Here is a 10,317-nt window from a genome sequence, read left to right on the forward strand (position 1 = left end):
ACACAGTAGTGGGACTGAACTACACCTACGGCCCCGAAGCGACATATCCCACCGCGGTTTTTGAACTCAACCAAGCACACCAGTTCTTGCTAGACAACGCTGAGAAGTTCCATATCGACCCCAGCAAGATTGTTCTCGCAGGGGACTCAGCCGGAGCACAGCTTTCAAGCCAACTTGCGGCATTGATTACCAATCCTGATTACGCCAAGGAAATGGATTTCACCCCTGCGCTTTCTCCTGAGCAACTTCAAGGTGTTGTGCTCAATTGTGGCGTGTACCAACTCACGTCGTTGATTGGTGCCAAGGGAATCCTGGGCTGGGGAGACGATGTATCACTGTGGGCATACACCGGAGACCGTGACATCACCACCTCACCAGCAATGGCTCAAATGTCGACGATTAACCACGTGACCAGCAACTTCCCTGCCACGTACATCTCTGGCGGAAACGCAGACCCTCTCACGGCCGAGAACTCCAAGCCTTTTGCAGCGAAGCTGCAATCTCTTGGCGTGAATGTCACAGAACTCTTCTGGCCTGCTGACTACACCCCACCTTTGCCCCACGAATATCAGTTCAAGCTGAATCTTGATGCAGCTCAGACTGCTCTGAATGAGACACTCTCGTTCCTGAACGAGAGAATTGGTTCCTCCACAGATTAATTTCCCTTGGCGAAAATGTCCGTGGTACCTGCAATTGTTATGAAATGCAGGCCAAACCGAGCGCAATTGTCTATGTAGACGCGTTCAATCTTTATTACGGCTCACTTTTGGGCACGGAATACAAATGGGTTGATTTAGAAGCGCTCTTTGACAGGCTTCTTCCTGACTATAAGGTCAAAGAAATTTACTACTTCACTGCCCAATTACAAGCGAAAGCAAACCCGCGCGATCCCGGCGCACCTCTGAGGCAAAAAACGTATTTGAATGCATTGACAACACTCAAGAGAGTGAAGGTCGTTTTCGGAAATTTCATGGTCCACCCCTCATCTGCGCCAAAAAGAAGGAAATCACGTATTTGGGGAATCAAAATGCCCAAAACTTGGTCTTTCGGTCGCGGGGTCAAGATTTGGAAAGTGGAAGAAAAGGGTTCTGACGTTTCTCTCGGCACCCGCATGACCCTCGACGCTGCCAGAAGCGAAGCTGACCTCTACGTCATGGTTTCAAGTGATTCTGACCTTGCGCCCACGGTGGAAATGATCCGCTTAGAGACACAAGCAAAACTTGCGCACATTCCGCCACATCCAAAACTGAGTAAACGTCTCAATGCATGTGATTTTGAATTCACTGTCAGGATTTCCCGTGGCGCATTGCGCGAGTCTCAACTACCCAGCAATGTGATTCTTCCAAAAACCGGCGCAGTTATTTCAAAACCATCCGGCTGGTAAAAAATAACGCCCCGAGTATGCTTCGGGGCGTTAGGCCCAACGACGAAACGTTGGGGGATGTAAGAAAAATATAACAGACTGGACTGACATTTCGGTGAGTTGCCAAAAATAGTGGAAAACTAAGCGCTCAAACGCTTTCTGTGAAATCTGCCTTGCTTCACAGCAGTAACCCCTGTTTCTTGGCTGAATAGTCCAGCTAGCTTCTGAAACTGCTTTCTCAGCTTGCTGTTCTTTGCCGCACTACTCAGTGCTCTCCCCGTCGCATAAGTCGACGTCATTGCCTTGTCATCTGCGACGAGTTCGTGAACCTCATGCAATCCAGCAAATCGGCTCAACGTAGAAGCTGCTTGGGCAGAACCCCTGGCATCAAGCCCCGAACGAACTTTGTTGAGCACAATCACGCGGAGTGATTCAGGGAATTCCTCCACGAGTACATCATGTGCTCGAATAAACCGAGCTATGCCTAGCGCATCAGCAGATGCCACTTCCACGATGCAGTCGGCATGCTTCAACATCGTCAAAGTGGACGCATTACGTCGTGGCGCAAAGAGATCGCTCGTGATCTCTTCATCTGTTTCGAGATTGAAGCCCACGTCCACCACGATGGCGTCGAAATTCTCTCGAACCACCCCGATTACTTTTCGCACACGTTCAGCAGAAAGTTCAGGCCAGCGATCTGGTCTCACAATCCCGGAGAGCACGGACAAATTGTGAACACCGGTGTTCACCAGGTGACACAGGCGTTCAATCTCAGCGAGGGTGAGCTGGTCAGACTCTGCCAATCGACATACAGCAGCAAAGCCTGCTGCTTCATCGACCAGCCCCAGCATGGGAGCTATGGCTCCGCCATAACTATCAGCATCGATAAGAAGTACTCTCTGGCCTTGCTCAGCCAGTTCTGCTGCCAGGTTGATGGCAACAGTAGTGCGACCAGGAGCACCGGTGGGACCCCAGACGGCGATGAGCCGAGACATTAGGCCTTACCCCGACTGGGAACGAGAGAAATGGCATCCCCATTGGCTTGAGATTCGAGAAGTGCTGCGACCTTAGACTGGGGAACCACGATCTCGACGCGCACTCCGCCGTTGGAGGAAGCAAGTCCAGTGGCTTCTGTGATGTGAGCAATCTGAGCACCAGAGATGATCACTGCGGGAGGGCCGAAGACTCCCTGACCTACCGCCATGGATGCCCACACATCAACGTTGGAACCAACAACAGCATCTGACGAGAGAGGAACGTCAAGCTGGACCACCACGTTCGTGGTGGCGACCTGCTTGGCCGTTCCCACTGCGCTGACGGGCACAAGTTCTCCAGCGCTGACAGCCTTGGTAACCACAGCACCCTGCGTGAGCCCGGAGGCATCCAGATAGGCCGAGCTAGACTTCCCGAGTTTCACATCCGTGAGGACCAGATCAGATTTTTGCAGCACATGGCCAGGGGTCAGAGATTTCGCTGCGGCATACACACTGGTGGTGTTATCTGCTGCGGTCACCAGTGCAAAACCTGCCAGAGCAGTAATGACGACAATGGCGATGCCAATTATGAGCCGCAGGTCGAGGCGGCGAGAGGTTGAGTGAGTCATGACAAGCATCTTCTCTAAAGTGCTGTGAACTCTGCTGTAGTTATCCACAGATTGTTCTTTGGCAGGTTTTGCGGGCTCAACGTTTCATATTGTGTGGATATGAATGATTTTGACTCTACTGATGTGAATATGGACCGTTTTCTCACCGTTGCTGAAGCTGCAGAACTTCTCAAAGTTTCTGCTGCCGACGTGCACGAACTCATCGACTCTGGTGAGCTTCACGGCTTTCGAGTGGGAAAGCGAGGTCCCTGGCGCATACAGCATGACGTGTTGGATCAATTCGTCGTGGATCAACATGAACTTGCACGGAGAAGTGCACTCTGGAACAGCACTCTGTCTTCCGCCTCCAATATCACTGAGCTCTAGCTCAGTGATATGTGTTGTTTAAGTTCGCGCACCACATCTTCGGCAAGGATAGAACTAGCCAAAGCCACTTGAGCGGGGTTTCCCACGAGTGTTTCTGCCCGCCCAGCCATGACACTCCCCAATGATTGTGGACCCTGGGCAAACAATCGATCCAAGAGCTCAAGTGCTTCTAACGAAACTTGTTTGGCGAGTTCGTCAGTGATTAAGCTTTTGAATTTCTGGACTAACTCAGCGGTCGGAACTGCCCTCAATATCCGATAGATGTCATGCGCGTCTTTGTCATCCAGGCGACTGTCATGATTCTCTCGATCTGCAATTTTATGAAGTTTAGCTACGAGTAACCCGGCAGGCCCCGCCACTTTGACGCTGAATGATCTCGTGTCAGAAGCATGAAGAGAGTGAATGTGTTGATAGTCAAAATCGACGAGAGTTGCTTCAATCCCACGTGTTTTCCTCATTGATTTATCGCCGTGAGGTGGCAATCTCACCCCACGCCTTCCATTCCCCGCTAGTAAGGACGGGACCATGAGATCTACAGGTATTCCAGCTGGACTAATCCACGTTCCAGGCGAATCAGCGAGGCTGGGCATGAACCCTGCAGAACGCATTGCATTTTCAATCAAAGGCTCATTGGAAAGTTCGCGAGGATCTACAGCAAGATCTCCATCTGTGGTTATTTCAGCAAGAGCCACATCGGTTAACGCGCCGGTATGTGAGTACACAGCTTGTGCGCCAATCACAATTATCGAATCCCGATGGTCACCCAGGGCTTCCAGCGCATCAAGTAACGCCAATCGCGCAGTTACGACCTGAGAATCAGGACTTTCGCCAAAGCTGTTCATGAGCCGCCATCCAATCCATGAGTGCTTCTGCTTCGGTAGGGCCTCGTCCTGGACTACCCAAGAGATCAGCCACCACCTGAGTGGGAGCAGCCACTCTTAACCCATCATTGTTGTTGCTAGCACCCTCCACTAAGACTTTGAAGGCTGGCTTCACCAGCACCACATTCGCACCCTCGGGTGCTGGTCTCAAGTTGTATTTCTCTGCAAAATACTCTGGATCAGAGACGTAGAAAGTAGCTAAACGTGTGGGCGAAACAGTCTCCCAGGATGAGGTGGCACAAGATCCGGTAGCAACGTAATCTTTTTGATCTTCTTGCCCCAACATCTCAAGTAGTCCATCAATACCTCGTGGAGCAATCCACGTCGACGTCTTGTTTGTGGATAGAAACCCATAATCTTGACTCCATCGCAGGAGTAACTTCTGCCAATCACGAACGGCATATCTTGAAGCTTCATCCTTGGTAATGAGGTTTTCTCTTTCAAGAAATTCAACAACTCGATACACCGAGCCTGTTGCTGATTCAGAAAGTTCAACAAGCTCACGAATCTTCCATGGTCCTGCGTAGTCAAGAAGTGCTCTCACTACCTTTGCGGCAGGCTCTCCACGAAGTGTCCCCATGGGGCGTCCTGGTTTTTTCCAGGGGTTGTTATTTGATCCACGATCACTGATGAACATGTCGGGAGAACGAGTCTCTATTCTGAGATTTCCTGTGAAATCTAAATAGGAAATATTTCGCGAAGACAATGCCTCGCGGACGCTTGCGGGTAAGTATCTAGAAACAACCAGAATGTTTTCAATACTGGAAAGAGACGTCATTTTGGTGGCATCTTCAACCAGCCGTGGAACATCTCTCAGTTCAACTATTTGCTTGACCAATAGGCCCAGTGTGCATTTCTGGCCACTCGGACTTATTACTTCCAATACCTCTTTTGGTTCGGATCGTTTTCCTTGAAGCCCCTCTGAACAATATGCCCTCCACCCAATTGGCAAACGACTTTGCAGCTGAGAGACAGTCCCTCGCAGCATTTCAGATTCTGTAGCCGGTGCTTCTCCGATATTTCCGCTCATGTTCAGATAATAGCATTATTCAGCCGTCGGTTGAAACAATTAATTATCTGAACATTAACTATTCAATTCTGGCGAAGAACAGGTCTCGAAGTGGCAGCAGGTGCCTCGAGCCGTCACTACTGACATCAAGATGATCTGCTCCAACCTGGTCGAGAGTTCCTTGAAACTTTCCCTGCGCCGTGAAGAGCATGACTCTTTTTCTCCGTCTACTCACATCTCGTAGCACGAAGGCAAAGTTCACCTTCTCTGCCAACCGAGAACTCCGTGAGAGTTCTCTCAAGTCGTGATCAGAGACTTCGCCTACAGGTGTACCGAGACTTTCCTTCACGTACTCCTGTGGGATTCCCACACTGCTGAGTGCGTGAAGAGCGAGAATCAATGGCCCGCGAATATCTGACGGCTCCAGCACCTCAATTGCCGCCCAGTCCTTGCCCACGTTCTTAATCTGGAGCGTTAATCCTCTGCCATCTTTGGTGAGGGCCGTCAGAACAGATGCGGGGTTGGCCTGATGAAGTGCCCGCAGGCGCTCTCGAAGTGTCAGCTTCGCGCGCCGTTCTCGCTCTTCATCGTCGAGGCGGTTGATGAGCTCTGCATCGAGTTCACGTTCGAGCTGATTTTCTAAATCTTGGAAAAGGATGTCGAAGTCCATAGCAAGCGAAGCTAAAGAGCGAACCTGTGAATCTGCTGGAGTTATCCACATGTTTCCTGAGAAATAGACTTTCGATCTATTTTCCATGTCACAGTGTTGACATGAATACCGCACCCGCATTCCCTATAACTCGCACTGGCTTCGTCAACGATGACTTCTTTGGCCACCAGCACACCGCAACCTCGGCACTTCCCGATCCGCAGCCGATGGTGGAGAACCTGGCGCGCAGCGTGATGGAAATTCTTGCTGGGTGTCGTGACCTCGAGCAGATTTCTCGCTGGGTCACCGATGACGTCTATCGAAACCTGCTCCAGCGCGTACACATCTCGCGTCGAGCACGTGCGGTGAAGAAGCAGCCCGTGGTCCTGCCCACTTTTGGCCTGGGCCGCACGATCATTACCCATCCAGTGGATGGCGTGATTGAGTCGGTGGTCATTGTGCATGGCAAAGCCCGCACACGTTCCATCGCTATTCGCTTGGAAGGTATGGATGGCCGCTGGCGAGCAACCGCGATTCACGTTCTCTAAGCCTTTACTGCAGGCAATTCTTTGTTGTATCGCTTGAACAGAATGGCGACACGTATCGCGGACTCACTCACGATGGTGAGTAAACCAACGGTAATCAAGAGGCTTGCAAAGTAGTTGGAAAAATTGCTGTTTTCTGAAACCGTTTTGACGATGACCAAGAATACAAGGGCGATGTATTCCGCGCCGCTATTTCGAAGAATCACGGCCTTCTTTTCACGCAAAGGCCGAACCCACATGATCCGTGTTCGATAACGGGCGAAGAAGTAACCCAGCACAACCCCGACACCACCGGCAACCCAGTGCCAGACATCACGGGAAAGATCATCCCAAAGAACTACACCAATGAAGAGAACTTCAAATACGGGATCAAGGATGGCGAGCCACAATAAACTCACGTATTCCTTCTTGGGTAAATGAAGGACTTTCTTGCCGTAATTTCTCGCTTTGAGGTCAAAAATGACCATCACAAGTATTAATGGAGAAAGCCAAGCTAGCAGCAGCCAGTCATTCTCCATGAAGTGATTCTAAGTTGAATCCCTGGTGGGAGATAGCAATCCGAAAGAGAATTACTTCTTCTTTCGGCGTTCTGCGCGGTTACCTGCAGGAGCACCACCGGTCGATTGACCGAATGCGCCACGTCCGCCACCTGTTGGGCCAACTGGACGGTTGTCCTCAGGAACAATCTGGCGGCCGTTGTCTGCAGCCTGCTGAGCACGAGCAGTCTCTGCCTGCTCAACACGACCCTTGTCGTCTCGAACCTCGACGTGACCATCCTCAGAAGGCGCGGTGTAGCTCAGGTGGGCATTGGCGTCTTCAGACTGTTCCAGGCCCTTAGCAGCGATGCTGGGGTGCTGTGGGTCGCCCTCAGCGGCGTTGACCTGGACTTCGAGGTTGAATAAGAAGCCAACAGATTCAGCCTTGATAGCGGCCATCATGCCCTGGTAGAGAGCAAAGCCTTCACGCTGGTACTCGACCAGTGGGTCACGCTGTGCCATGGCACGCAGACCGATGCCGTCCTTGAGGTAGTCCATCTCGTAGAGGTGGTCACGCCAGCGACGGTCCACCACGGAGAGAACAACGCGACGCTCAAGCTCACGCATGGCAGTTTCACCCAGTGATTCCTCACGACGAGCGTAGGCAACAACGGCATCCGACTGGATCTCGCGACGCATGAACTCCTTGTTCACGCGACCCTTGTTTCCAGCTTCCTGGATTACCTCGTCGATGGTGATGCCCACGGGGTAGATGGTCTTGAGCTCTGCCCAGAGAGCGTCGAAGTCCCAGTCATCTCCATTGCCTTCAGAAGTGTGAACGGCAAGAACTTCGTCAATGACGTCTTCGAGGAATGCGAGAACGCGATCCTTGAGGTCATCGCCCTCAAGGATGTGTGCACGGTCAGAGTAGATCGCTTCACGCTGACGGTTAAGAACGTCGTCATACTTCAGGACGTTCTTACGCATTTCAGCGTTACGAGCTTCAACCTGAGACTGTGCAGAGCGAATAGCGCGCGACACAATCGCTGACTCGATCGCAGTGTCATCAGGAATGTTGCTGCGCGTCATGATGGCTTCAGCAGCACCCGAGTTGAACATGCGCATGAGGTCATCAGTGAGCGAGAGATAGAAACGGCTCTCACCGGGGTCACCCTGACGTCCGGAACGACCACGCAGCTGGTTGTCGATACGACGCGACTCGTGACGCTCGGTGCCGAGGACGTAGAGTCCACCAGCTTCAATGACCTTGTCAGCTTCGGCTTGGACGCCTTCCTTCACCTTGGTGAAGGTGGCTTCCCATGCAGCTTCGTACTCTTCTGGAGTCTCAGCTGGGTTCAAGCCCTGTGAAGCAAGTGCGGTTACGGTGAGGTGCTCAGCGTTTCCACCGAGCATGATGTCGGTACCACGACCGGCCATGTTGGTGGCTACGGTGACAGCACCCAAACGACCAGCCTGAGCAACAATCGCTGCTTCACGGGCGTGGTTCTTGGCGTTGAGGACTTCGTGCTTGATGCCCTTCTTGGCCAGAAGCTTGGAGAGGTATTCGCTCTTCTCAACCGAGGTGGTACCAACCAGAACAGGCTGGCCCTTGGCGTGACGCTCAGCAATGTCGATGGCGACCTGCTCAAACTTGATCACTTCGTTCTTGTAAACAAGGTCAGGCTGATCGACACGTGCCATGGGCTTGTTGGTGGGGATAGGAACCACACCAATCTTGTAGGTGCTCATGAATTCGCCGGCTTCTGTTTCAGCCGTACCGGTCATACCGGAGATCTTCTCGTAGAGACGGAAGTAGTTCTGCAAGGTGACAGTAGCCAAAGTCTGGTTCTCGGCCTTAACCTCAACACCTTCCTTGGCTTCAATGGCCTGGTGAATACCTTCGTTGTAGCGACGACCAGCCAAGATACGGCCGGTGTGCTCATCCACGATGAGTACTTCGCCGTTCATCACGACGTAGTCCTTGTCGCGCTTAAACAGTGCGATGGCCTTGAGGGAGTTGTTCAGGAACGAGATCAGCGGGGTGTTTGCCGATTCGTAGAGGTTATCGATACCGAGGTAGTCCTCAACCTTTTCAATTCCTGGCTCAAGAACACCTACGGTGCGCTTCTTCTCGTCGACTTCGTAGTCAACGCCAGCTTCCAACGTGGTGGCGATCTTGGCAAACTCAGTGAACCAACGGTTTGCTTCACCCGAAGCAGGACCAGAAATAATCAGTGGCGTACGAGCCTCATCGATGAGGATCGAGTCGACCTCATCGACGATGGCGAAGAAGTGTCCGCGCTGAACTTTGTCAGCAGCACTCCAGGCCATGTTGTCGCGAAGGTAGTCGAAACCAAACTCGTTGTTGGTTCCATAGGTAATGTCGCACAGGTACTGCTCTCGACGAACAGCAGGAACCTGACCTGCGGTGATCACACCGGTTGTCATACCCAGGGCGCGGAAGACGCGACCCATGAGCTCCGACTGGTAGCTAGCCAGGTAATCGTTCACGGTTACGACGTGGACGCCACGACCCGCAATGGCGTTGAGGTAGGCGGGAAGGGTAGCGACCAGAGTCTTACCTTCACCAGTCTTCATTTCGGCAATGTTGCCGAGGTGCAGGGCAGCACCACCCATGAGCTGAACATCGAAGTGACGCAGGCCGATAGTGCGGCGTGCTGCTTCGCGCACGGCAGCAAAAGCTTCAGGGAGCATGTGGTCGAGGGATTCTCCCTCGATGTAACGCTTGCGGAAATCAGTGGTCTCAGCACGAAGCTCTTCATCGGTGAGGTTGATGAAGCCCTCTTCGAGTTCGTTGACGGCCTTAGCCAGGTTCTCGAGCTTACGAAGGGTTCGACCTTCGCCCATGCGCAGGACCTTGTCAAGAATGTTAGCCACGTATATCTCCGGAAGTTGTGTGCGCAGTAAGCGCTAAGGGCGGTCCACACGCATGCGTGTAAGACCGCCCTCAATGCTACCGGGAATGAGCTTTCCCCGCCTGTACGAAGCCTGTAGACGGGGTGAACGTTAACCGTTAAGCCGCTGGTGACGGAATGATGGCGTGCTCTCCCGTTTTCACGCGTTCCAGGTCTTCAGGGGTGGCAGGAACGATGTCCAGCTGAGCAAAGGCGTCAGCGCTTGCTTCGTGGATAGAGAGGGGCTTCTGGTGACCGTTGTGATGAATCTTCTTCTTGTCTCGTGCCCGACGAAGCTGTTCCATCATGCGACCCATGGCCAGATCAAAGGCGGCATATTTGTCTTCGCCATCTGATTCGGCACGAAGAACGGGACCGGCTTCAACGAGCTTCAGTTCGACGTGATCGCCGCCGACAAGTCCCTTACCGCCATGGTGCTTGCTGACGGTGACATCCAGTTCGAGGGGACGGTCTGCGAGCTTTTCTATTTTGTCGACCTTCTCGGTGACG

Annotated in this window: 12 protein-coding genes; 4 read left to right on the forward strand and 8 right to left on the reverse strand. The window is 52.5% G+C overall.

The features are described from left to right. Both RR877_RS08755 and RR877_RS08760 read left to right on the forward strand, forming a co-directional pair. Positions 1 to 659, forward strand: a 659-nt coding sequence (locus RR877_RS08755; RefSeq protein ID WP_332627941.1) for an alpha/beta hydrolase, incomplete at its 5' end; no start/stop codon positions are given. A 44-nt stretch (positions 660 to 703) separates the two neighbouring features. Further along, entirely contained in the window at positions 704 to 1,384 is a 681-nt protein-coding gene (locus tag RR877_RS08760) for an NYN domain-containing protein (protein WP_110232906.1), read from the forward strand. Between the two features lie 119 nt (positions 1,385 to 1,503). On the opposite strand, the gene RR877_RS08765 is transcribed toward RR877_RS08760, so the two are convergent. Both RR877_RS08765 and RR877_RS08770 read right to left on the reverse strand, forming a co-directional pair. Beyond that, the gene (locus RR877_RS08765; protein ID WP_280805474.1) at positions 1,504 to 2,358 is read right to left on the reverse strand and encodes an AAA family ATPase; all 855 of its coding nucleotides are present in this window, start codon (positions 2,356 to 2,358) and stop codon (positions 1,504 to 1,506) included. Next, positions 2,358 to 2,966, reverse strand: coding sequence for an SAF domain-containing protein (locus RR877_RS08770; RefSeq protein ID WP_332618818.1), 609 nt, complete (start codon positions 2,964 to 2,966; stop codon positions 2,358 to 2,360). Before RR877_RS08770 ends, RR877_RS08765 begins: the two co-directional genes overlap by 1 nt. Positions 2,967 to 3,065: 99 nt before the next feature. On the opposite strand from RR877_RS08770, the gene RR877_RS08775 reads away from it, so the two are divergent. Beyond that, positions 3,066 to 3,332, forward strand: coding sequence for a helix-turn-helix domain-containing protein (locus tag RR877_RS08775; protein WP_280806058.1), 267 nt, complete (start codon positions 3,066 to 3,068; stop codon positions 3,330 to 3,332). Here the strand turns inward: RR877_RS08775 and RR877_RS08780 are convergent. From RR877_RS08780 to RR877_RS08790, 3 genes are all read right to left on the reverse strand, one after another. Further along, positions 3,329 to 4,174, reverse strand: coding sequence for a hypothetical protein (locus RR877_RS08780; RefSeq protein ID WP_280806059.1), 846 nt, complete (start codon positions 4,172 to 4,174; stop codon positions 3,329 to 3,331). The genes RR877_RS08775 and RR877_RS08780 overlap by 4 nt on opposite strands. Next, a complete protein-coding gene (locus RR877_RS08785; RefSeq protein ID WP_332627942.1) occupies positions 4,149 to 4,991 on the reverse strand; it encodes a hypothetical protein in 843 nt (280 codons plus the stop codon). Before RR877_RS08785 ends, RR877_RS08780 begins: the two co-directional genes overlap by 26 nt. A gap of 310 nt (positions 4,992 to 5,301) precedes the next feature. Next, positions 5,302 to 5,979, reverse strand: coding sequence for a hypothetical protein (locus RR877_RS08790; RefSeq protein ID WP_332627944.1), 678 nt, complete (start codon positions 5,977 to 5,979; stop codon positions 5,302 to 5,304). A 14-nt stretch (positions 5,980 to 5,993) separates the two neighbouring features. On the opposite strand from RR877_RS08790, the gene RR877_RS08795 reads away from it, so the two are divergent. Continuing rightward, the gene (locus RR877_RS08795; RefSeq protein WP_332618814.1) at positions 5,994 to 6,419 is read left to right on the forward strand and encodes an Rv3235 family protein; all 426 of its coding nucleotides are present in this window, start codon (positions 5,994 to 5,996) and stop codon (positions 6,417 to 6,419) included. On the opposite strand, the gene RR877_RS08800 is transcribed toward RR877_RS08795, so the two are convergent. The 3 genes from RR877_RS08800 to RR877_RS08810 all read right to left on the reverse strand — a co-directional run. Beyond that, positions 6,416 to 6,934, reverse strand: a complete 519-nt coding sequence (locus RR877_RS08800; protein ID WP_277495330.1) for a hypothetical protein — start codon at positions 6,932 to 6,934, stop codon at positions 6,416 to 6,418. The genes RR877_RS08795 and RR877_RS08800 overlap by 4 nt on opposite strands. Positions 6,935 to 6,985: 51 nt before the next feature. Beyond that, the gene (secA, locus tag RR877_RS08805) at positions 6,986 to 9,790 is read right to left on the reverse strand and encodes a preprotein translocase subunit SecA (protein WP_332627945.1); all 2,805 of its coding nucleotides are present in this window, start codon (positions 9,788 to 9,790) and stop codon (positions 6,986 to 6,988) included. Between the two features lie 136 nt (positions 9,791 to 9,926). Further along, the coding region (locus tag RR877_RS08810; RefSeq protein WP_332627946.1) for an HPF/RaiA family ribosome-associated protein at positions 9,927 to 10,317 on the reverse strand (391 nt) is incomplete at its 5' end.

Origin of the sequence: Aurantimicrobium sp., from assembly GCF_036667855.1 — a bacterium.
Taxonomy (GTDB): domain Bacteria; phylum Actinomycetota; class Actinomycetes; order Actinomycetales; family Microbacteriaceae; genus Aurantimicrobium.

What these genes read in the sequence shown, in the direction of transcription:
- RR877_RS08760 (WP_110232906.1), top strand. Translation starts at nt 704, where the DNA reads ATGCAGGCCAAACCGAGCGCAATTGTCTATGTAGACGCGTTCAATCTT.
- RR877_RS08765 (WP_280805474.1), bottom strand. Translation starts at nt 2,358, where the DNA reads ATGTCTCGGCTCATCGCCGTCTGGGGTCCCACCGGTGCTCCTGGTCGC.
- RR877_RS08770 (WP_332618818.1), bottom strand. Translation starts at nt 2,966, where the DNA reads ATGACTCACTCAACCTCTCGCCGCCTCGACCTGCGGCTCATAATTGGC.
- RR877_RS08775 (WP_280806058.1), top strand. Translation starts at nt 3,066, where the DNA reads ATGAATGATTTTGACTCTACTGATGTGAATATGGACCGTTTTCTCACC.
- RR877_RS08780 (WP_280806059.1), bottom strand. Translation starts at nt 4,174, where the DNA reads ATGAACAGCTTTGGCGAAAGTCCTGATTCTCAGGTCGTAACTGCGCGA.
- RR877_RS08785 (WP_332627942.1), bottom strand. Translation starts at nt 4,991, where the DNA reads ATGACGTCTCTTTCCAGTATTGAAAACATTCTGGTTGTTTCTAGATAC.
- RR877_RS08790 (WP_332627944.1), bottom strand. Translation starts at nt 5,979, where the DNA reads ATGGAAAATAGATCGAAAGTCTATTTCTCAGGAAACATGTGGATAACT.
- RR877_RS08795 (WP_332618814.1), top strand. Translation starts at nt 5,994, where the DNA reads ATGAATACCGCACCCGCATTCCCTATAACTCGCACTGGCTTCGTCAAC.
- RR877_RS08800 (WP_277495330.1), bottom strand. Translation starts at nt 6,934, where the DNA reads ATGGAGAATGACTGGCTGCTGCTAGCTTGGCTTTCTCCATTAATACTT.